Here is a 23,498-nt window from a genome sequence, read left to right as displayed (position 1 = left end):
TCCATAAGTCCAATGGTCCATTTGTCCAAAGGTCTATAAGTCCCAAACCCGGATATTCCCTATATTCCCAACAACTAAATAAACCCCAACTATGCCATTCCATCCTGTATACATGGTACTTGGAGCGCTCCTCGTACTACTCATTCTTTCTGGCTTCTTTATCGTGAAGCAACAACAAGCCGCATTGGTTGAACGATTCGGTAAGTTTCAGAGCATTCGTAGGCCTGGTTTCCAATTCAGGATACCATTTGTCGATCGCATCGCCGGTCGCGTTTCCCTGCGAATTCAACAACTCGATGTACTTGTAGAAACCAAAACCAAGGATGACGTTTTCATTCGAATGAAGGTTTCTGTTCAGTATCTCATTCTTGAGGATAGCATCTACAATGCCTTTTATAAGCTTCAATCTCCGCACGATCAGATTACTTCCTATGTATTTGACGTGGTTCGTGCTGAGGTGCCGCGCCTTCGTCTCGACGATGTGTTCATCAAGAAAGATGATATCGCGATTGCCGTGAAGCGCGAGCTGCAAGAAGCGATGAACGAGTACGGTTATGACATCATCAAGGCCCTTGTGACGGATATCGACCCGGCCGAACAGGTAAAAGCGGCCATGAACCGCATTAACGCGGCCGAGCGTGAGAAGGTTGCGGCTGAATACGACGGTGAAGCTGAACGCATCAGAATCGTAGCAAAGGCTGCCGCCGAAGCAGAAAGCAAGCGCCTGCAAGGTCAAGGTATCGCCGATCAGCGTCGCGAAATTGCGCGCGGTTTGGAAGAATCCGTAGAAGTGCTCAATAAAGTTGGCATCAACAGCCAAGAGGCCTCTGCCCTAATTGTAATCACACAACACTACGACACCTTGAGCGCGGTGAGTGAGAATAGCAACAGCAGCTTGATACTTCTTCCAAATACGCCATCTGCAGCAGGAGACATGCTCAACAACATGATCACCTCCTTCCATGCAGCCAACGAAATCGGAAAACTCAATGGTCCGAATCCAGGATCGCCGAAGGACAAGTAAGCTCCGAATAAATCAAAAAAAGAATCCCGCCAGAAGCGGGATTTTTTTATTTGCGGTAATACGATTCAATTTCAGGAATATCTCTCAATTCGAGGTTGATTTGCCGCTCTTCAGCAACCTCGCTGAAGTTGTAGATTACTTCAACCGCGTCGTAGTCGATATCCTTCGTATGCGTGCCATCAATAATCACATGGCTGCCATTCGGAATTTGATCGAGTCGCAATTGAAGTTTCGCCTTGTTTAAGAAGGAAACGTGCTCCGAAAGCTTGATGTGAACATCCCGCTTTCCGTCCTTTTCATTCTCTTGATCCGACTGAAGTGTAACCTTGTAGTTAGCACGAAGGATGAAGAAGATTCCAACTACCAGGCCGACAACCACACCTTTGAGTAGGTCAGTCATCAAAATGGCAGTGATCGTTACAATGAACGGCACGAATCGATCCCACCCCAATCTAAACTGCTCCTTGTAGAGCGAAGGTCGTGTGAGCTTATAGCCCACCATAATCAGTATAGCTGCCAGAGATGCCATCGGAATCAGGTTGATGACGTAAGGGAAAACCAATACCGCTATCAACAACAAAATACCGTGGTATACCGCCGAAAGCTTCGACTGTGCCCCCGACTCCAAGTTGGCCGTACTTCGCACAATCACAGCTGTAATCGGAAGTCCACCAATAAGTCCGCTCAGCGTATTGCCAATCCCTTGAGCGCGTAGCTCCGCATTCTGAGAAGTTCTTCGCTTGTGAGGGTCCATTTTGTCAACCGCCTCAATACTCAACAAGGTTTCTAGTGAAGCCACCAAAGCGAGTGTTATTGCCACTACATACACTTGAGAATTCCCCAGGGAAGCAAAATTTGGCGTCTTGATCTTATCCGTGAAATCCGTCCAGCCGTCAAACTCCGGAACATTCACAAGGTGAGAACCACCAAGAACCAACTCCGGGTTAACCGCTGCAAAGATTGAATTGATGACCGCTCCAACGATTACGACCAAGACCGCACTAGGAATTCTGCCGAGCACTTTGTGGTTTTGAATCATTGGTCGAGCCCAAAGTATCATAAGGGCCAAACAGAAGAAGCCAACTATGATGGCGCCCATAACCACGGGTTCTTGAAACGGACGAATCATGCCCGTAAAGGTGTTGAAGCCATCTGGTTGGAAGAAGGAGAACTCTCCCATCGGGTCGCCGTCGTATCCAAACATGTGCTGCACTTGCTTCATGATCAGTATTAAACCGATTGCCGCAAGCATGCCTTTAATAACAGATGACGGAAAGAAGTGACCGATGATTCCCGCTCGAACAAGCCCGAGCAGCAATTGAATAACACCCGCTAGCATGACCGCTAGAAGAAAGGTCTCATATCCTAAATCGTGAATGGCGGTATAGACGATTGTAACCAAGCCCGCGGCTGGACCACTTACGCTCAAGTGCGACTTGCTGAGAAAGCCAATGACAATGCCACCAATAACTCCGGAGATAATTCCGGCGAAGGGTGATGCGCCCGATGCAACGGCAATGCCTAAACAAAGCGGTAGGGCGACGAGGAATACTACTATACTCGCAGGAAAATCCTGCTTGAAGTGTTTTAAGTACTTAAACATCAATATAAAATTCAGGGTCTAAAAAGTCGAAGTTGTAGAGGCATGACACCTCTAAGGGGAGTGAGCTTCTGCTAATCGGGATAAACGATGGGCTCACGGCTAAAAGTGAACTCGGACACTTGCCTCCAGCGAGAAAAGCGATCGTCGTAGTTGGGATCATCAGATTCCATAGGACCGACCTCAACTACGAAGTAATCCTCTTCATTCTCTTCGAACGAAACGGCCGAGCCAATAATTTCACCGGAAAGCATGATGTGTCCATCAGGCTGGCGTTGCCAATCAATCACCTGAAAGCGGAAGGGAATGTCGCCCACTTTCGTTGTTTTCTCGCGGTAACGGAGCCAGCCGAGGGCTTCCATAAAATCGTCGTTCTCTGGAGCTAGTGAGATGAGCATATCTTGAATAAATCCCAGGTTCCCTCCTACTCTCGGAGTACTTATCCCCACAGGATATTCTTCTGGTCCAACAAGTTGGGAGGTAAGTCCGGCAGCTTCACCTAAGCAAACCACGATGCCCTTCTCGGCCCTGGTCCAGCAGCCTTGATAATAACCGGCAAGAGGTTTAGCTGTATTCAACGAATCGAAATTCCAAGCAATCGTTGGTAGGTTAAGTGTACCTTCACTTAGAATGATGATGGGGTATACATCTGCACGGTTCGACGACATAGCCGAGCCTGTGAACGTTCGGATGGAATTGATAGAATCGGCGTTTGTAAAAGGGGCAAAATGATCAGTGAACAAATCTCCGAAACCGCCCGATTCGATGGATGCGAAGCCATTCTCCCACTCAATGCCGAAGTTCATTCCAAGGTCATATGCCGCTCCGCCAAAGGGCATATGGTCGGCTATCAGTATCAATCTACCTCCGTTTTTCACCCATCGGTCAACCGCCTTAATTTCGAACGCAGTAAACGCTGAGGGACAGGGCAATTGCCAATTACCCAGATTTGATGCGTGAAGCGGATTGGCGATAACAAGTATGTCAAGATCCGACAAAGACTCTTCGGTGAAAGACTCATCTACCGATACCACTCTAAATCCACCCGCCTCAGCCACATTACCGAAGGCGCGGAAACCCGCATTGAGTTTATGAAAGTTGTTATGAGCGCCATCGACTCCCACGACCGGACCTTCACCCATCGCGTATGGAGGGTGATTCCAATGTGCAACATACCCGGTATCAGGCACTTGTTGCGCAGAAAGAGAAAGGGATAGAGTTAAGATGAACCCTATCCCCCATATCTGGAAGTAATTCATAGGTGAGTCTTAAGACAGCACGTTGAATTTACGAAATCTGATTAACGTCTCGAAACTACGAACTTCTCTGTCTGCTCTCCTATTCGAATGAAGTAAATACCATCGGCCAATTCATTCAGCGAGATGGCCTGCTCGGTAATCACACCGCTTTGCACGGTTTGTCCAACTTGATTGATAATCGCGTACGATTGTCCGTACTCCGCCCCTTCTATTTGTAAGTAGTCCGAAGCAGGGTTGGGATATACGCGCCATTCGGCATTTGAGAGTTCCTCTACTCCAATGCCTGAGTAAGCTTGAATAACAAATGGCATAAAATAAGCTGAGTTAATTGGAAGTCCGGAGCTGACTTTATGCTTAAATCCCCCAAAGTACTCGTGGTTCACAAACTCATCCCCCACTGGAACTACTATGTCTCCACCTATCACAGTCACTGTGAACTCAAACGTTTTTCCGTTAGACCAAAGCATTTCAAATCCTTCAAAGGCATGTGGGAAGGTCATTCGCTTGGCGTATGGACCGAAGGCTTCGGATGTGTCGCTGTAAACTAAAGTCCCCGATGTATCAACTTCTACAACGAACTGTCCAGCACCTGTTGCACCTGGGAAAATCAGGGATTGCGGCCATAAGTTTCCTGGACTGTCTTTTTCTACCATCCAAGTGAGCTGTGTTCCAGTAGGCAAAACTTCAAAGCCGTTTGCTAAAGTGTCTTGAATAAACTGCTGAATTACGGAGTTCGGACGTTGATAAGGCACTACAGGGCTCCATTTTCGGCATTGATCCACATACCCTTGGGCTTGATAATTCCCCCACGCGGCTGTAGACGGCAAAGCCAGAACATTCGTGTCAATCAATACATCAAAGTAGTACCAATCGGCACCTTCGAATTGATTGGCATTCGTTAGACCTGGGCCACCATTTACGCTTCCGATAGTAGGTTGTGGCGGATTTATCCCAATGACCCATGCCGATTGAATTGGAACACCATTTACGAAATAGCTATACAATTTGGGTTGAGTAGAGGTTGTGGTAAATGTCGTTGGAGACACTTTTGCAACTGAATCGCCAGGCATCCAATCTCCATCTGGAACTAAAGGCGCAGGGAGTGTAACCATCCCACCATAGCACCCAAGGACCGTATCTATCTCGATATCGGGAGGACTAGTATAAAGATGAAGCGTGACGACCACAGGTACTCCCGGACAGGAAAAATCATGAGCAGTTAAAATTACTGTCCTGTAAGATTGCGATGAGCTGTCTGGCATCCAACTGAAGTCAAAACTAATCTGTGGAATAGCCGGTGAAGGATTTACATAGCCGGGTTTATTCGCAATGGCCATATCAGAAGAACCGGCAGGCACACCCCTAAAGCGATACTCCAATGGATTAGCCACAGAAGAAATCAATTTGAAATCAATTTGACCAGTATCACCCCTAGCCACAAATAAAGAAATGTTTGTAGAGTCGGCATTCGAACTCAATTGTAGGTTCGGATTGTGACTTACAAAAACTTCAGGTGTATCAATTGTAGTCGGAAACAAAGCCGGTGCGTAATAACCTCTTTCCCATAGAACTTCTGAAGTCAAACCGAAATTTGAAATCCCTTGAACTTTCTGAGCCACGTAATACCAGGTCCCTGTAGCAAGTGAATCTGCCACAATTTCACCTGTGCTCCCGTTATGACTAACAAAACCGTTAATCGGATAATTGGGAGAAAGATGACCGAGGTAATTTTTTGTGGTACCGTTCGCATTCAGAGTTGACGTTAGAGAGCTATAGGTGCTATCTCCCGTTGTGGAATAAAAAGGCATGTGAAGATTCACCCGTGAATTTGAAGGATGAAAATCACTTCCAACGTATTCCACTTGAACAGATGATCTTGGATATCCAGCTGCATACATCTTCACGCTGAAATAAATCTGTTCTTCGTGGGTATCTACGTTGGCACTGCCGAAAGGACGAAAGTTGCTAATTACACTCCAGTAGAACTCCTCTACGCCATTTGCAGGCATGGGAATAGTTGTTGGACTCGACTTGTAGACACACAATACAGTGTTACTGTAACTAGGAGCAGAAGTGTCGCAAGGGTATGTGCAGCCCGACTCTAGTGAATAGACAGTATCCAGATGTACCATTGTTCCATTTGAAATGGAGGTTGTAGACACGAAGGATGCGAAATCATCTGGACATGTACTCACGACATTTAATGTGAATACAAATTGATTGTTTCCTACGTATTCATAGGTAAGGGACCCTCCAGAAACAATCGTATGCGCCGCATTGCCATGAAACGACGAAAGCGATAGAAAGGCAAAAGCGAGTAGAATTAAAAGTCTTTTCATACCAACAGTAAAATCTAACAACTAAACTAACTCAAAAATGCGGTTGTACACTGACGGATGAGTATGCGAAATGCTAGGTCAATTTCTCACCTTCACAAACCGCTCTACCTGATCATCAATTTGAATGAAATAGATACCGCCAGGAAGATCAGCCAACGAAATCGCTTTATCTGAAACTTCTCCACTCAATACAATCTGTCCAAACTGATTGATAATGGTGAAGTGCTGAATTTCATCGATTCCCTCGACTTGCAAGAAATCTGATGCAGGATTCGGATACACGCTCCATTCAGCTCGTGAGAACTCGTCAACCCCAACACCCGAATAGGTCTGGAGCACAAACGGCATGAAGTACCACGACGAATCAGGCAGGTTGGTGTTGTTCTTGTGAAGGAATCCCCCATAAGCTTCTCCATTTCTGTATAGATCGCCCACAGGAACTTCCATATCCCCACCTACGACGGTGGCTGTAAACTTGAAGGATCTTCCATTCGACCAAAGCATGTTTATTCCCTCGTAGGCATGCGGAAAGGTCATTCGCTTGGCATACGGGCCGAAGGCTTCTGTGGTGTCGCTGTAAATCACAACCCCGGAACTGTCAACCTCAATGGCAAACTGTCCAACACCATGTGCACCCGGGAAAATGAGGGATTGTGGCCAGAGATTACCTGGGCTATCCTTTTCAACCTCCCACGAAATTTGCGTTCCAACAGGTAAGGTTTCGTAGGCTGTGGCCAGCTTATCTTTCATGAATTGTGTAATGACAGAATTAGGTCGCTGATAAGCAGAAAGCGGACCCCATTTCACACATTGACCTGTGTAAGCCATAGGTTGGTAATTGCCCCATGCTGAGGTAGATGGCAAGACGAGGATATTACTGTCGACAAGCACATCGAAATAATACCAATCGGCACCGAGGAATTGGTTCGCATTGGTAAGCCCTGGTCCACCATTTACCGTCCCGAAAGTAGGATTTGGCAGATTGGCCCCAATCACCCAGGCAGACTGCACGGGCACGCCATTTACGTAGTAGATCAACAACTTCGACCCGTTTACTGTGTGTCTATACGTCGTGGCACCGAGCTTCTGAATAGAATCGTTAGGCACCCAATCGCCTCCAGAAACACTTGTATTCAGAATAACATCCCCACTCAAACACCCGTAAACCGTGTCTGGCACCGGCATTGGGATGGAGGAAGTAACGAGGTTCACCTGAACATAATGAGGCAACGTTGGACAAGCATTGTCGTGAGCGGTGAGCATTACGGTACTCATCGACTGTGAGGTCGAATCCGGTTGGTATGCTATGCTAAATCTGATTTGCGGAATAAAGGGTGACGGGTTTACGAACCCTGGCTTAGTATAAACATCAACATCGCTCCCGTTAGAGCCGTAGATCGTGTGTTCGTACTCGATGGTAGTTCCGACGGTAGTAAACAAGTTGAAATCCAATTCAGCTGTATCTCCTCTGTTCACATACAAGGTGATGAAAGTGGAATCGGGATTCGAGGTGACTTGTAAACTAGGGTCGTGGGACACCTTTAATTGAGCGGTGGTGGTCGGCGCGGTATATGAAGTAAATGCACGTGCACCTCGCTCCCAATGAATGCTTGAACTAAGTCCGAACGGTGAAAAGCTCTGAACTTTTTGAGCAATGTAGTTGTACACATTGGCTGGCAGGCCGGATGATGTTAATTCTCCAGTGAGATTATCATAGTTGACAAATCCATCCACAGGAGCTTGAAACGAAAGAGAACCCGTGTAGGTGTGTGGCATGCCCGTATTTAAGAGTGACGGGGCAAGTTCTCTGTGCAAACTATCACCTTGAAGAGAGAATGAAGGCATGCGTATGGTAATTGGCGTACTCGGTTCAAAGGCCTCATCTTGGGAGGCTATATCCACTTGAGCAGAAGATCTGGGATATCCTTCAGGATACATGGTTGCCGTCACATACAAAGAAGTTGTTGAGCCGACATTCGTTGGAACAGAAGGGCGCAGTCCAGTGGAAACGAAGATGAAAGTTGTTCCTCCAGCGGGTGGTTTGCTTACTAGAATCTGGCCTGATTTATAGATGGCCAAGACTGCTTCAGGATTTCCCGTGGTATCGGCTCCGCATGGCATCGCGCATCCAGGTGATAGGAAGAATGAGGTGTCCAAGGAAAGCACCGTTCCATCCGTTAGCGTGACGCTTGAGTGAATCGGATAACTTGACATGGCATGCGGACAAAACGATACCGTTTGCAACGTAAACACGAACCTATTGTTTCCCACATATTCATAGGTAAGTGCCGCACTACCAACATGCGTATGTGTGCCAAAAGACTGAAGCGAGAAAAGCAACAGTAATACAAAAGAGCAGACTGAAAGAAACTTGTTCATAGTGAGAGAGGATATTGAATTCCAAGGATGAATTTACTTCAATTCATACGCCTTGAAATCACAAGTGAGTTTTCGAACGCTCTACCGGTACCAAGAGGCTTGCTGCAGTAGAAGACCTTCATACTTCTCCATATTCAAAAGCTTGATGAGAAACGCATAGTACTTCGGATGGTAATCTCTAAGAGAATCAGCGCGTTCCATGAGCTCCTCTATGGTACAAGCGAAGAACTCCCAGGGGTTTGCGAAGGCATATTTCCTCAAGAGTTTACTGTCTTGAATTTCACGTGAACGCATGAAGTCTTCGAGATGTCGATTTATTCTGCGAACAAACTGACGATCCTCTCGGGTGTATCTTCCTTTTCTACTTAACATCAAGGCGTGCGCATACTCGTGGTACAGCAAGTGCAATGCATCATCTGGATTATCTAAGCCCTCCTTTACACGTCGCCAGCTCACCACCACACTGCCTATTGGGCTCGTTTCACCGTGATGGTAATTCCCCGTCTTTTTGTTCTTGTACGCCTCGGGATACACGAATACGTGCTTAAATCTTCCCCAGTGAAAGTGCTTAAACCCAAAGGATAGAATTATGGCTGGAGCGGCTATCAACATCCGATCAGTACGCGTAAGCTCAACTCCCTTTTCATGGAGGGTGACATTCTTCATGAGCGCGCAAAGTCGCTTGTAAAACTTGTTCCTATCAGCAGAATCCAATAATCCCACAAAGGGGTAATGCACCTCCACCTCCAACCGGTCGTTTGGAGTGAAAGAACACTTAGGGTATTCGGTAAATCCGAATATAGAATTCACTTTTAGCATAGAGAGAGCTGTACCGTTTAACTGCCGGGAAAAATCTTCCCTGGATTCAAAATCCCTTTTGGATCAAGCGCCTTTTTGATGGCTTTCTGAGCAGCTAAGTTAGCATCATTGAAAACAATGTCCAGGTAGTCCTTCTGCACATAGCCAATTCCATGCTCGCCAGATATCGTTCCACCTAAACCTTTCACCAATTCAAAGATTTCACGAATCCCCTTGGGCAATTCGGTGTTCCAGGCTTCATCTGTCATCTCCCCTTTCACAATATTTACGTGTAGGTTTCCATCGCCAGCATGGCCATAGCATACCGACTTGAATCCGTATTTGGCACCAATATCCTTAACTCCTTTGAGCAAAACTGGAAGTTCAGCGCGTGGAACAACTGTGTCTTCTTCCTTGTAAATGCTGTGGCTCTTTACCGCCTCGCCTACTCTTCTGCGCAGTTTCCAAAGTGCATCGCGTTGTGCTTGATTATCCGCAATGAGCACCTCTCCAGCTCCGAATTTTTCTACTACCGTTGCGATTACCTCAGCGTCCTTAAACAAGACATCGGCATCGTTACCATCAAGTTCTATCAACAAATGCGCTTCGATGTCTTCTCCGGTTGGAACTTGCACATCATCCACATATTTGAGTGTCCAATCAATGGCATCGCGCTCCATGAATTCCATTCCCGCTGGGGTAACGCCTTCATGAAATATTGCTGATACTGCTGCACATGCATTCTCTGCAGACGAAAAAGGAACAAGCAATGTGAGATCTTCCTTTGGATACGGCAGAAGTTTGAAAACCACTTTAGTAATGATGCCTAAAGTGCCCTCACTTCCCACCATGAGTTGTGTAAGGTTATATCCGGTTGAATTCTTAAGCACATTGGCACCTGTCCATATGACTTCTCCAGACGCGAGTACGACTTCCAGATTCAACACATATTGATTGGTAACACCGTATTTCACCGCCTTGGGGCCGCCTGCATTGTACGCCAGGTTTCCGCCCAATGTGCAGCTTCCCCAGCTGCTGGGATCGGGAGGATAGAACAATCCTTCGGCCTTACAGGCATGGTGAAAAACCTGGTTGATTACACCTGGCTCCACGGTGGCTTGAAAATTGCGTTCGTCGATTTGGATGATAGAATCAAAACGTTTCATGCTCAGAGCAATTCCGCCATGCGTGCTCAAAGCTCCGCCCGAAAGTCCGGTCCGAGCTCCGATAGCAGTCACGGGTATCGACCTCTCATTTGCGAACTTCAAGATGGAAGAAACTTCATCAACGGATGCAGGAAATACTACGACATCGGGTGGATGCACTAAATCCTCGGTTTCGTCATGTCCGTATTCATGGCGAGACTCTTCATCGGATCGGAGATGGTCTTCGCCGACGATTAATTTGAGTTCTGTAAGGTCTTCTGTGGTGATTCTAGCCCATCCGTCCATTCGAAATGCTTATTTTCGGCCGTTATCAAAGACGACAACATTCCAAAAGTAATGTATATGTACCGGAACGTTATACGATTATCTCTGGCATTCACTGCCGTTCTCACATTATCCGCACAGGCTCAAAACACCATCACCCTCGAAGATGTTTGGAGTTTCAAATTCTGGGGATCAGCTCCCGAAGCTTACCAATCCATGCCGGATGGCGAGCATTATACAATGATCAAATCTGGAAACAACAACCGTTACGTTTCTCAATTTGAGTTCTCCTCTGGAGATTCACTTGGTGCGCTTTTCAGCATGAACGACATTTCTGAAGCGGCCGGAGAACCTGTTCCCTTCTCTCAATATTCATTCAACAAAGACCAAACGAAAGTTCTTGTTGCTGCAAACGTAGAATCTATCTATCGTCACAGTACTAAGGGCAACTTCTACGTGTACAATCTTGAGTCTAAAGCCATCGTGAAAGTGGGTGAAGGCAAGATTCGCTACGCTACATTTTCGCCTGACGGAATGAAAGTGGGCTACGTGCAAGGGAACGATCTCTACATGCTCAACTTAGAAGATCAAGCGGTTACTCAAATCACTGAAGACGGCGAGTTTAATGCCATTATTAACGGTGCAACCGATTGGGTGTACGAAGAAGAATTTGCGTTTGACAAAGCCTTTTGGTGGTCGCCAAACTCACAGTACATCGCTTTCTTGCGTTTCGACGAAAGTGAAGTTCCGGAGTTTTCGATGGACGTGTACGGCAATGAGCTCTACCCTACTCAGGACGTATTCAAGTATCCAAAGGCTGGAGAAAAGAACGCCGTTGTAACCGCTCACATTTATGACGCTGCAGCTGGCACAACAACTCAGGTTTTAGAAGACCTCGACTACGAATACATTCCGCGCATCATGTGGAATCCGGAAGATGAGGCTATCATTTTCACCATGAATCGTCACCAAAACGAACTCGCCCTTTGGGAAATCGATTGTGAGGACGACTACGAGGTTGAACTCTTCCTCACAGATAGCGACGAAGCGTACGTTGAAATTTCGGATAACTTCCGATTCACAGAAGACGGCGACCTTGTATTCACTAGTGAAAGAGACGGTTACAATCATCTTTACATGGTGGATGACGACGGTGAGAACATCCAACAAATCACGGATGGTGATTGGGACGTACTCGAACTATACGGGGTGGATTCGAAGTATGCGTACTTCCAGGCAGCGGCGGTTCATCCATCGCAACGTGAGGTGTACCGCATTCGTTTGAACGGCCGCGGAATGAAGAGCTTGAGCACTGGCGAAGGTTCGGCATCTGCTCAGTTCAACACCGACATGAGTTATTACATGCTCTCCTTCCAGAGTGTGGATCGTCCTGCGATGTACACCATGCACGAGGCCGATGGCACACAAATGCGTGTATTGGAAGACAACCAAGCGTTGATCGACCGCATGGAAGACTATCACTACGTTCCGAAAGAATTCTTTGACTTCACTACCTCAGAAGACATCGAATTGAATGGATGGATGATTAAGCCTCACGATTTTGATCCAACCAAAGAATATCCATTGTTGATGTTCGTGTATGGAGGTCCAGGTTCACAGCAAGTAGTAAACAACTGGGACGCGTTGAACGGCATGTATTATCAATACCTAGCTAGCTTGGGATACATAGTGGCATGTGTAGACAACCGCGGTACGGGAGCTCGTGGATCTGAATTCAAGAAAATCACGTACCAGCAATTGGGACACTACGAGACGATTGACCAGATTGAAGCCGCGAAATACTTCGGTTCATTGGAGTACATTGATGCTGCGAGAATCGGCATTTGGGGATGGAGCTATGGTGGATACATGAGCTCAAACTGCTTGGCGCAGGGAGCTGACGTGTTTAAGGCTGCGATTGCGGTTGCACCAGTTACAAATTGGAGATTTTACGACACTATTTATACGGAGAGATACATGCGTACACCACAGGAGAATGCCAGTGGTTATGACGACAACTCACCGATCAATCACGCATCAAAAATTCGCGGTTCATACTTGCTAGTTCATGGTAGTGCCGACGATAACGTGCACGTTCAGAACACGATGCGCATGGTTGAAACCCTTGTACAAGCGAACGTCCAGTTTGACTTGTTCATTTACCCTGATAAAAACCACAGCATCTTTGGAGGAATGACGAGATATCACCTCTACACGAAGATGACTCGTTTCCTTCAGGAAAATCTTTAATTTGGCGATTCTCGAAAAGCCTAGACTATTTAATCTAACAACAGTTCTATGAGTAACGATACGCAGAACATTAAGAGAAAAGAGCTCTTTGGACACCCGATGGGACTCTACGTTCTCTTCTTCACCGAGATGTGGGAACGCTTCTCTTACTACGGTATGCGTGCCATTTTGGTATTGTACATCACCGCATCAGTAACAGCAGAAAATGCAGGTTTAGGCTGGGCTGAGGGCGACGCACTCGCGCTTTATGGATGGTACACAATGCTCGTGTACGTGATGTCCATCCCTGGCGGTATCATAGCAGATAAATTAATTGGTCAGAAAAAGAGTGTACTCTACGGTGGTTTAATTCTCGTGGCTGGTCACGGTATTTTGGCCGTAGAACAAATGTGGGCCTTCTATCTAGGTCTATTGCTCATTGTACTTGGTGTGGGTGGTTTGAAGCCAAACATCTCGACAATGGTCGGTGGATTGTATAAAGAAGGTGACATCCGCAGAGATAAAGGATTTACAATTTTCTACATCGGCATTAACATTGGTGCCGCGGCAGCTGCCTTGGCGGTTGGTTATGTAGGCGAAGAAATTGGATGGCACTGGGGCTTCGGTATGGCCGGTGTAGGTATGTTGCTAGGTCAGCTTGTATTCATGCTCGGGCAGAAACACTTGATTGGGGTCGGAGAGGCTCCGGTTAAGAGCGCCGACGGTAAGAATGAAGATAGTCTCGGACGACTCTTCTCTAAGCTCATGAAGCCTGGGGTTCCTATGTTCGTCACAGGACTTCTAATCGCCTTGGGAATTGGCCTTACCGCTACTGGAACTGTGGGCTATGGCTTGCTCACCATCTTCCTCGCATTTGTAGTGGGAATGATGATGGTGATTTACACCGAACTCACGCAAATTGAGAAAGACCGTTACGTGGTTCTCTTACTTAGCTTCATCCTAGTAATTGTATTCTGGGGAGCATTTGAGCAAGCGGGTGGATTGATGAACATCTACACGAAAGAGAAAGTAAACCGAATGGTTTTGGGCTGGGAGATTCCTGCCTCTGTATTCCAATCAGTTAATGCCATCTTCATCATCATCTTTGGTGCTATTGTAGCCAACTTCTGGGCGTTTAGAAAGAAGAAAGGAAAGGAGAGCTCATCTCTATTCAAGATGGCCATTGGTACCATCATTATGGGTCTTGGTTTCTTGTTTATGGCAAAAGCGTCACTCGAGGTTCTCGCCACGGGAGAAGCTGCCTTGGTATGGATCATCTTGGCGTACCTACTCCACACATTGGGTGAATTGAGCCTCTCTCCTGTTGCGCTTTCTTTCATCACCAAACTTGCCCCTGCGAAGTACGTATCAATTATGATGGGTGTATACTTTGCCGCGACTGGACTAGGAAACAAAGTTGCCGGTGCCATTGGTGAGGCTTCACAGTCTGAGCCAATTCACATCAATCTTGTTGCAGAAAATGCGCAGATTTCGGGCTGGGTTGAAGATTCTGTAATCACAAAGGCCTTGAACATGAACTTCGACGGCGAAGCTTACTTGGACAACGGTCAAATTGTACTTCTCCACGAAGGTGAAAACGTAACAGATCTCTTCAACATTGAGAAAGATACCATGGCTCCTCGCCTGGCTGAAGTTCTTACAGAGTATGAAGCAACTGCTGCTTCTCCACAAGTAGTGAACTTTAAGTTGGAGAACGAAACAGATCAAAAGGCACTCAAGGCATTGGAAGATGCTGATTCTCCAACAGATCAGTACTCAGTTAAAGTGTCTAATTACAGTGGTGACATCGCTGTGTTCCAAGCTGTAAACGAGCGTGAGTTGAGAACATTCATTTCCATCACAATCTTTACAATTGCCTTCAGTATTCTCCTCATCTTATTCTTGAAGAAGCTTAAGAAACTCACTCACGGAGTTGAAGAAGCTGAACGCGAAATGAGCGAAGAAGAAGCAGAGGTAGATGCACACTAAATATTACCTTCCGTAAGGATAATCTTGGCAGAGCGTTAACACAGTTGGCGCTCTGCTTTTTTTATTTTTATCCCATGAAGAAGATTATGTTGTTTGCCGCATTCATTCTCGGAGCCCTGAGTTTGAGTGCACAAGAAGAGATTCAATGGATGACCTTTGAAGAGGCCGTTGAAGCTCAAGAAAACGGCGACCATCGTCCCGTTTTTATCGACGTCTACACCGACTGGTGTGGATGGTGTAAGCGCATGGATGCGGTTACTTTCCACGATTCTGCCGTTGCCGCCTACATGAACGAGCATTTCTTAAATGTGAAGTTCGATGGCGAGAGCAGAGATACCGTTGAATACAAAGGCGAGAAGTTTGTCTACGTTCCACGCGGACGAAGAGGATATCACGAGTTGGCAGCCGCCATGCTCCAGGGTAAGCTCAGCTACCCTACCGTTGTGTTCTTCGATGAGAACTTCAATTACATCCAAGCTGTACCGGGATTTCAAGAAGCGTCCAACTTCCTGCTAATTGCCGAGTTTATGGGCGAAGGTCACTTCCGCACCACTCCTTGGGAAGAGTTTGTAGCCAACAAACGTCCACAGCAGCGCAGTATCGAACGTGTTGAAACCGTAAATGCTACAGAATAGTTAGAGTAGCGACTTCAGCTTGGCGAAGTTCTCCCCTTTTGAGAAAGACGCTCCCTGCTGAATGAGTTGAAACATCTCTTGCTCGCGAAGCAAGTTGTACTTCTTAACTCCCGTAAAGAGTTCAAAAGCCTTGTCATCCAAGGCTTTTTTCATTTCAGCTGCTTCCCAGTTCGTCGGCAAAGGCTGGCCACTTACTGATCTGAGGAGAATCATTTCGGCGCTTTCATCCGAAAATCGGGCACTCATGAACTCCGTCTCCGTGATGCGCTCAACGTATTCGTTTTGACCTAATACCTTGTCAAATGCAATATCGCTGAACATATCCATCAACTCTTCCGCTTTCTCCGGGGTTTCGGATACAATCACCTTCCAATCTTCACCAGTAATGGTGTTGGCAGACAAAAACATGATAAACTCCTCATGGAGCTCTTCGAACTCCTCCTTTGTCAATCGACGGTACTTCATTCCGCAAAGGTAACTATGCTTTCCATCTTGAACGGAGCCAGAAAGAAACTCTTACCAGAAGAATTAAGGCTGGAACTTCAACGAGAGGACCTATCACCCCGGCGAAAGCTTGCCCACTGTTCAAGCCAAATACCGCAATAGCCACGGCAATAGCTAGCTCAAAGTTGTTTCCGGCCGCTGTGAATGCAATCGATGCGGTTTTGTCGTACTTGGCTCCCGTGGCCTTGCTGAGAAAGAAACCGATAAAGAACATCAAAGCAAAGTATACCAGAAGAGGAATAGCGATGGCGACGACATCCATTGGAATAGCCACAATCAATTCTCCTTTCAAGGAAAACATAACCACAATGGTGAACAGCAACGCGATGAGCGTCATTGGAGAAATGAAAGGGATGAATTTCTGAGTGTACCACTCCTCCCCTTTTGCTTTTATGAGGATGATTCTAGATAAGAATCCCATGGCAAATGGAAGTCCCAAATAAAGCGCGACACTCTCAGCTATATCAGCAATGGAAATGTCGACAATTGCGCCTTCCACACCGAAATACGGTGGAAGAATGGTGATGAAAATCCACGCGTAGAAACTGTAGGCAAAGACTTGGAAGATGCTATTGAGCGCGACGAGCCCAGCGCCGTATTCGCTGCTTCCTTCCGCGAGATCATTCCACACAACTACCATAGCAATGCATCGAGCCAATCCGATTAGAATGAGTCCAACCATATACTCAGGCTGGTCACGCAAGAAAATCAATGCAAGGCTGAACATCAAAACCGGACCGATGACCCAGTTGAGGACCAGGGAAAGTGTGAGTGTCTTTACGTCGCGAAAAACGCGGGGCAGCGCACGGTAGTTTACCTTGGCTAGCGGCGGATACATCATCAATATGAGACCAATCGCAATAGGAATGTTAGTTGAGCCTGAGCTGAATTGATTGATGAAATCGGGTGTCGATGGAACGAAATATCCGATGCCGACACCCAATGCCATAGCGGCGAAAATCCAAAGGGTAAGAAATCGGTCGAGGGTGCTTAGTTTCTTGGTAGCCATTACAATTGTTGCTTTACGCGGTAGAAAGTGTAGAATAGTTCGGAAGCAATTTGGCGCGATCTCTCAAAATAGGCATCAGCCTCCCTGTCGGTGCCATCAGACACCTTTGGATCTTCGTAATTCAGTGGAATCCTGATTTCAGCCCCTGGGATGAATGGGCAATTCTCATCGGCCTCAGCACACGTCATAGTTGCCGCAAAAGGTGGTTCGGCAATATCTCCTTGATCATATAATTTGCTGTAGAAGTGCACTGGTTCCACGTCCTCGCGATATTGGATTGAAACCCCATTCTCTGAATGTGGTGTCACTTTGAAACCGTCTCGCATAAGCGCATCTCCTACCGAAGGATAAAAATCGGTTTCTTCCACGCCGCCAGAATACGAAGCAATGTTCAGTGAAAAGTGCTCGGCCATGAGCATGGACCAAGCCTGTGCAAATTGGCTTCTGCGGCTGTTGTGCGTACAAATAAAGTTCAAGGTCGACTTCTTCCTGGTTCTCAGCGTCATCAGCAGGTAATCTTCTAGAACCTTAAGTTTTTCTTTGCGGCTATCGTCAATAGTGATTCTTGAAATTTCCGCAAGTGCTGTTTTAATCTCCGGATAAAACATTAGCAGTTGTTGATTGATTTTGGTGTTTGAGAAAGCAAGTTATCTATGAGGGTCTTGGCTTTTTTCCAGCCGTCCACATTGACACAATAATTCATAGAGGCTCCAGAAACAGTGCCTTGTACAAGCTGTACGCGTTTCAGTTCCCTCAAATGCTGACTCACCGTTGCTTGGGCAAGTCCAACCTCCTCAACAAGGTCTCGGTTGGCGCACCCTTCAATTTTCAGCAAATACTCTAGGATGGCAATTCGTGCAGGATGTGCGAGAGCCTTGCACAGCTCAGCAACCGCAACCTGCTCTTTTTCAAATAGTTCTGTTTTCGAGGTCCCCATGGCGGTGTAAATTCATCGCAATATTACGATAATATTCTAGACTATTAGACTTATAGACTTTTGGAGATTTAGAGGGTTGGACGGCAGAGCTAGAATTGGAGGTTCCGACTGCAAGGAGGAATCCCGAGAGGTGAAGCCGATTCGGGAGATGGAGGTTCCGACTGAAAGGAGGAATCCCGAGAGGCGAAGCCGATTCGGGAGATGGACGGCGGAGCTAAGACTAATGGGCCACGGGCTAAAGCCACGTGGCATTCGGAGGAAACCTTTTGGGCACCACGGGCTAAAGCCCCGTGGTAATTGGATTCAAGTTGAACCCGAGGCTATATCCTATTTCGAATGGTTAGGCTAACTTGCCGAGGCACGAGGCCTTATCGACCGCCGCAGGCGTCGATCCTTGCGGCCGAAGGACGCCTTGCGCATGCCAAAGGCAAGCGCCTTATCCTCCGCCGAAGGGCGGAGCGATTCTTGCCGACCGCAGGGAGGCACCTTTCCGCCGCCAGGCGGATTCCTTTCGACCGCCGAAGGCGTCGATCCCCGCATTCAATTCTGCATCCTAAACTCATTCGGCGTCAACCCCGTTTTCGCCTTAAACAGCCTGCTGAAGTAATGCGGGTAATTGAAGCCTAGTTCGTAGGCAATTTCGCTAATGGAATCTTGAGATGTGAGAAGGGCTCGTTTGGCTCGACCAATGAGAAACTCGTTGATGTGATCCTTGGCGGAGCGACCGGTTTCCTTTTTTAAGAGATCGCTCAGGTAGTTAGCTGAAAGATGTACGCGTTCTGCCAACACGTTCACGGAAGGTTGCCCATTCATGGACAATTCGCCCTCATCAATGTACTTCTTGAGAATGGCATCAACCTGAGTAACTATGGCTTTGTGAGCTGTAGTTCTGGTGTTGAATTGTCGGTCGTAATAACGCGCACAATAATTCAATAGAAGCTCGAGGTTTGAAACAATTACACGTTGACTGTGATCATCGATTCTATCTGTGATTTCCTCGATGATATTGTCCACACAATCGCGCAGCGTCTTTTTCTCTTTATCCGAAAGATGAAGAGCTTCGTGCGACTCATAATTGAAGAAAGAATATGCGTCGATATTCTCACCTAGAGGGGATGTCCGAATTAAATCTGGATGAAAGAATATACCCCATCCGCCATCACCGTCCACGGCCGTATCTTCCGTCATTGTCATCACCTGATTGGGCGGGGTGAAAGTCATCACTCCTTCTTCGAAATCGTAATGCTTCCGACCGTATTGCACACCACAATGACCACCTTTTAACCAAATCTGATAGAGATTCATGGAAAGGCTTGTACCTGCAGGAATGCTCTTGTACTCACCCATGTCTTCATTTAGCACCACACTGATGAGCGGATGATTAGGCTTGGGCGCTCCAACGAGCTCGTGCATTTGTGAAATGGACTTGATACGGATAACTTCTTCTGACATCTTCTCAAATTTGAGATACAAAGGTGTGGTGTTGGGTTGTGCTTGGGTAACACAAAATACGGAAAGGGGAGCAGAAATTTTTGGAGGTTCCGACTGCAAGGAGGAATCCCGAGAGGCGGAGCCGATTCGGGAGTTGGAGATTTAGAGGGTTAGAGGGTTAGAGGGTTGGACGGCAGAGCTAGAATTGGAGGTTCCGACTGGAAGGAGGAATCCCGAGAGGCGAAGCCGATTCGGGAGTTGGAGATTTAGAGGGTTGGAGGGTTAGAGGGTCGGACGGCAGAGTTAGAATTGGAGGTTCCGACTGCAAGGAGGAATCCCGAGAGGCGAAGCCGATTCGGGAGTTGGACGGCGGAGCTAAGACTAATGGGCCACGGGCTAAAGCTCTGTGGTAATTGGAGTGGCTCTTACCGATACCTCGGGCTGAAGTCCCGGAGGCATTTTGAGGAAACTTTTTTCGTACCACGGGCTAAAGCCCTGTGGCATTTGGAGTGGCCCTTACTGATACCACGGGCTAAAGCCACGTGGTACTTGGATTCAAGTTGAACCCGGGGCTATAGCTTATGTCGAATGGTCAGGCCTATCTTGCCGAGGAACGAGGCCTTATTGACCGCCGAAGGCGTCAATCCTTGCGGCCGAAGGACGCCTTGCGCATGCCGAAGGCAGGCGCCTTATCGGCCGGTAGGCGGATTCCTTTGCCGACCGTAGGGAGGCACCTTTCGACCGCCGCAGGCGTTGACCTTTCGCCTCCGCGACAGCGGAGCGCGACCCTACTCAACCCAAACCTTAAAACTCTTCAAACCAGACACATAAACCACGTAAAGTCCAGGTGCGTGGGTATCTTTGAGAGTCATTGGGAAATCCTCGATGTTCTGATGGCCATGGAAATCCCATTCTTGAACTTTTTGCCCAGCTGAGTTGAACATTACGACCTTGGATACATCCTTTGAATATCCGGAGAGAATGAGGTTGCCGTTCTGGACTAATAGCTTGGGCTCGACAGGTGATTCCACTTCCGTTTCGCTAAGCTTGTAATCACATGTATAAACGGAGTCATAATACTTCCATGGTTCTAATACAATTCCATTGACATCCGTAACGCAGTAAATACGACTTCTGTGTTCAAATTCCACGAGCCATTTTCGGAGTACAGTACGATTGCTGCCAAATCCTTCATACCACCTTTCCAAACCATTGTCGAGTTCAATGATTCGGTAAGGAAGTCCATTTCGATAAAAAGTATCAACTGCCGTAACGGTAGATATGAGATTGCGATACTGAATCGTATCTCCTACTTGCATGGAATAATCGAGGACTTTGATATCAGAATTATATGAAACTCCAGCTCCGTTACACATGGCGCTATCAAATCGTGCATAAAGTACTCCGTTCGCATCTTTTCGCATGAAAAATGTCCCCTCCGTTCCGAAACCGCGGCTATCTGTGACAAACATGAACTCGGCAAGTGAGTCGTACTCGACCACATTGTAAACTTGACCTCCAATAGTGGTATCACGATCAACTGTAAACGTGCTCCACATGCCCCATTGCCACGGCGGCATCATTTCTTCAGTGGCCATTTTTAAGGTCAACCCCACGGAAGACGAATCTCCTTGGGCAAAGGCATTAAAACTACAGAGAACAGTAAAAGCGAATAGTAGATTCTTCATGAGAGCGAGATTTAGATAAAGGTAGGGAAAGAAATGGAGAGAAAGGCGAGAGGCGAAAGGCGTGAGGCATGAGGCATGAGGCATGAGGCGAAGAAACGAAAGCTGGGTCCTAAGTCTGAAGTCTTGAGAGCGTTGAAGGTTCCGACTGAAGGGAGGAATCCTTTTCGATATCTCGGGCTGAAGTCCCGGAGGCATTTTGAGGAAGCTTTTTTCGTACCACGGGCTAAAGCCCTGTGGCAGTTGGAGGAAGTCTTTTTGGTACCACGGGCTAAAGCCCTGTGGTACTTGGATTCAAGTTGAACCCGAGGCTAAAGCTTATGTCGAATGGTTAGGCCTATCTTGCCGAGGAACGAGGCCTTATTGACCGCCGAAGGCGTCATTCCTTGCGGCCGAAGGACGCCTTGCGCGTGCCGAAGGCAGGCGCCTTATCCTCCGCCGAAGGGCGGAGCGATTCCTTTCGACCGCCGAAGGCGTCGATCCTTTTCCGCCGAATGGCGGAATCCTTTCTGCCGCCAGGCGGATCCCCTGTAAGTCCAAACAATCAATAACGTCATTGTTAACATCAATGAACTTTGCCCTACTTTTGACAAAGCAAAAAACGACTCAAAACTAGAGACATGAGCGACAATAATATCGAAAGACATGAATGTGTGATTATTGGTAGTGGTCCTGCTGGATATACCGCAGCTATTTACGCGGCGCGAGCAGACCTTAAGCCGATTATGTACACAGGAATGGAGCCAGGTGGACAGCTCACTACCACTACGGAGGTAGAAAACTTCCCTGGCTATCCAGAAGGAATTGATGGTCCGGCCATGATGGAAGACCTCAAAAAGCAAGCGGAACGTTTTGGAACCGACGTGCGCTTCGGACTCGTTACCGAGGTTGAGTTCAATGACACTCCAGGCGGTTACCATACCCTAACCGTAGATCAAACGAAGAAAATTCAGGCTCGTTCTGTGATTATTTCTACGGGTGCATCTGCTAAGTACCTCGGACTTGAAAGTGAGAAGCGTTTATCTGGACACGGAGTTTCTGGTTGTGCGGTATGTGACGGTTTCTTCTACAAAGGTCAGGAAGTAATCATCGTAGGTGGTGGTGACACTGCCGCTGAGGAAGCTACATACCTTGCTAAGCTTTGCCCTAAAGTAACCATGCTTGTTCGTCGCGATGAACTTCGCGCCTCTAAAGCGATGCAACACCGCGTATTTAACAACCCGAACATCGAAGTGATGTGGAACACCGAGACCGTTGAAGTTTTGGGTGAAAACGTTGTTGAAGGTGCGCGAGTGCGTAATCGTGAAACCGGCGAAGAGCAAGTTATCCCAGCTACAGGTTTCTTCGTAGCTATTGGTCACAAACCAAACACCGACATCTTCAAGGGTCAGCTTGAGATGGACGAAGTAGGATACTTGAAAACAAAGCCAGGCACAACAACCACGGTAAAACCGGGTGTATTTGCTTCTGGCGATGCCCAAGACAAAATCTATCGTCAGGCTGTTACCGCAGCCGGCACCGGTTGTATGGCTGCGCTTGAAGCTGAGCGCTACCTTTCAGAATACGAATTGGAAGAAGTAGCTGCCGCTAGCAACTAAGTACCCAATAGCCCCCGGGCTATCGAAATATTGAACCGCCTGGCTCTGTGGAGTTGGGCGGTTTTTTTTTGAAGCGTCAGACGACAGGCTTGAGGCTTGAGGCTTGAGGCTTGAGGCGAAGAAACGAAGGCTCTGACTTACGCAGTAAAGTTGTGATTTTGACATGTTGGAATCCTCAGGCTATAGCCTCGTGGTAATCGGATGTCAGTTCTATCCTGTAGGTCAATTGGCTCTGGACTTTAGCCTGTGCTTTCTTTGGAGGTTCCGACTGAAAGGAGGAATCCCGAGAGGCGAAGCTGATTCGGGAGTTGGAGATTTAGAGGGTTAGAGGGTTGGAGGGTTAGAGGGTTGGACGGTTGGAGGTTCCGACTGGAAGGAGGAATCCCGAGAGGCGAAGCCGATTCGGGAGTTGGAGATTTAGAGGGTTAGAGGGTTGGAGGGTTAGAGGGTTGGACGGTTGGAGGTTCCGACTGGAAGGAGGAATCCCGAGAGGTGAAGCCGATTCGAGAGTTGGACAGCGGAGCTAAGCTTAATGGGCCACGGGCTAAAGCCCGGTGGCAATTGGATGGGCCTTACCGATACCACCGGCTAAAGCCATGTAGCATTCGGAGGAAGTCTTTTTGGTACCACGGGCTAAAGCCCCGTGGTACTT

Annotated in this window: 17 protein-coding genes; 5 read left to right on the top strand and 12 right to left on the bottom strand. The window is 47.4% G+C overall.

The window, feature by feature from the left end:
• The first annotated feature begins 91 nt into the window (after positions 1-91).
• A complete protein-coding gene (locus F8C67_RS13610) occupies positions 92-1,024 on the top strand; it encodes an SPFH domain-containing protein (RefSeq protein ID WP_151668413.1) in 933 nt (310 codons plus the stop codon).
• Between the two features lie 46 nt (positions 1,025-1,070).
• On the opposite strand, the gene F8C67_RS13605 is transcribed toward F8C67_RS13610, so the two are convergent.
• From F8C67_RS13605 to F8C67_RS13580, 6 genes are all read right to left on the bottom strand, one after another.
• Complete coding sequence (locus F8C67_RS13605; protein ID WP_151668412.1) at positions 1,071-2,627, bottom strand: SulP family inorganic anion transporter; 1,557 nt, start codon at positions 2,625-2,627, stop codon at positions 1,071-1,073.
• A 71-nt stretch (positions 2,628-2,698) separates the two neighbouring features.
• Complete coding sequence (locus tag F8C67_RS13600) at positions 2,699-3,883, bottom strand: motility-associated ABC transporter substrate-binding family protein (RefSeq protein WP_151668411.1); 1,185 nt, start codon at positions 3,881-3,883, stop codon at positions 2,699-2,701.
• 41 nt (positions 3,884-3,924) lie between these two features.
• Positions 3,925-6,222, bottom strand: coding sequence for a T9SS type A sorting domain-containing protein (locus F8C67_RS13595; RefSeq protein ID WP_151668410.1), 2,298 nt, complete (start codon positions 6,220-6,222; stop codon positions 3,925-3,927).
• 78 nt (positions 6,223-6,300) lie between these two features.
• The gene (locus F8C67_RS13590; protein ID WP_151668409.1) at positions 6,301-8,601 is read right to left on the bottom strand and encodes a T9SS type A sorting domain-containing protein; all 2,301 of its coding nucleotides are present in this window, start codon (positions 8,599-8,601) and stop codon (positions 6,301-6,303) included.
• Positions 8,602-8,682: 81 nt separating this feature from the next.
• Entirely contained in the window at positions 8,683-9,420 is a 738-nt protein-coding gene (locus F8C67_RS13585; protein ID WP_151668408.1) for a zinc-dependent peptidase, read from the bottom strand.
• A gap of 17 nt (positions 9,421-9,437) precedes the next feature.
• Positions 9,438-10,850, bottom strand: coding sequence for an FAD-binding oxidoreductase (locus F8C67_RS13580; protein ID WP_151668407.1), 1,413 nt, complete (start codon positions 10,848-10,850; stop codon positions 9,438-9,440).
• 57 nt (positions 10,851-10,907) lie between these two features.
• Between F8C67_RS13580 and F8C67_RS13575 the strand changes: the two genes are divergently transcribed.
• The 3 genes from F8C67_RS13575 to F8C67_RS13565 all read left to right on the top strand — a co-directional run bounded on the left by F8C67_RS13575 (position 10,908) and on the right by F8C67_RS13565 (position 15,682).
• Entirely contained in the window at positions 10,908-13,079 is a 2,172-nt protein-coding gene (locus tag F8C67_RS13575) for a S9 family peptidase (protein ID WP_151668406.1), read from the top strand.
• A 48-nt stretch (positions 13,080-13,127) separates the two neighbouring features.
• Positions 13,128-15,047, top strand: coding sequence for a peptide MFS transporter (locus F8C67_RS13570; protein WP_151668405.1), 1,920 nt, complete (start codon positions 13,128-13,130; stop codon positions 15,045-15,047).
• A gap of 74 nt (positions 15,048-15,121) precedes the next feature.
• A complete protein-coding gene (locus F8C67_RS13565) occupies positions 15,122-15,682 on the top strand; it encodes a thioredoxin family protein (RefSeq protein ID WP_151668404.1) in 561 nt (186 codons plus the stop codon).
• Here F8C67_RS13565 and F8C67_RS13560 read toward each other — a convergent pair whose 3' ends face one another.
• The 6 genes from F8C67_RS13560 to F8C67_RS13535 form a co-directional block, all read right to left on the bottom strand.
• On the bottom strand, positions 15,683-16,147 hold the full coding sequence (locus tag F8C67_RS13560) for a DUF6495 family protein (RefSeq protein WP_151668403.1): 465 nt from the start codon (positions 16,145-16,147) through the stop codon (positions 15,683-15,685).
• 13 nt (positions 16,148-16,160) lie between these two features.
• Complete coding sequence (gene arsB / locus F8C67_RS13555) at positions 16,161-17,195, bottom strand: ACR3 family arsenite efflux transporter (protein ID WP_151668402.1); 1,035 nt, start codon at positions 17,193-17,195, stop codon at positions 16,161-16,163.
• On the bottom strand, positions 17,195-17,803 hold the full coding sequence (locus F8C67_RS13550; protein WP_151668401.1) for a low molecular weight phosphatase family protein: 609 nt from the start codon (positions 17,801-17,803) through the stop codon (positions 17,195-17,197). Before F8C67_RS13550 ends, arsB begins: the two co-directional genes overlap by 1 nt.
• Positions 17,803-18,132, bottom strand: coding sequence for an ArsR/SmtB family transcription factor (locus F8C67_RS13545; protein ID WP_151668400.1), 330 nt, complete (start codon positions 18,130-18,132; stop codon positions 17,803-17,805). Before F8C67_RS13545 ends, F8C67_RS13550 begins: the two co-directional genes overlap by 1 nt.
• 540 nt (positions 18,133-18,672) lie before the next feature.
• Complete coding sequence (locus tag F8C67_RS13540; protein WP_151668399.1) at positions 18,673-19,584, bottom strand: helix-turn-helix domain-containing protein; 912 nt, start codon at positions 19,582-19,584, stop codon at positions 18,673-18,675.
• Positions 19,585-20,351: 767 nt separating this feature from the next.
• Positions 20,352-21,251 (bottom strand): hypothetical protein, encoded by a 900-nt coding sequence (locus F8C67_RS13535; RefSeq protein WP_151668398.1) that lies wholly within the window; start codon positions 21,249-21,251, stop codon positions 20,352-20,354.
• Positions 21,252-21,868: 617 nt separating this feature from the next.
• Between F8C67_RS13535 and trxB the strand changes: the two genes are divergently transcribed.
• Positions 21,869-22,846: a thioredoxin-disulfide reductase gene (trxB, locus tag F8C67_RS13530; RefSeq protein WP_151668397.1), complete on the top strand. Its 978-nt coding sequence runs from the start codon at positions 21,869-21,871 to the stop codon at positions 22,844-22,846.
• The last annotated feature ends 652 nt before the right edge of the window (positions 22,847-23,498 follow it).

The organism is Phaeocystidibacter luteus (genome assembly GCF_008933115.1).
GTDB classification, from domain to species: Bacteria; Bacteroidota; Bacteroidia; order Flavobacteriales; family Schleiferiaceae; genus Phaeocystidibacter; species Phaeocystidibacter luteus.
The sequence above is the reverse complement of the archived record's forward strand: the minus strand, read 5'-3'. Positions and strand labels throughout refer to the sequence as shown.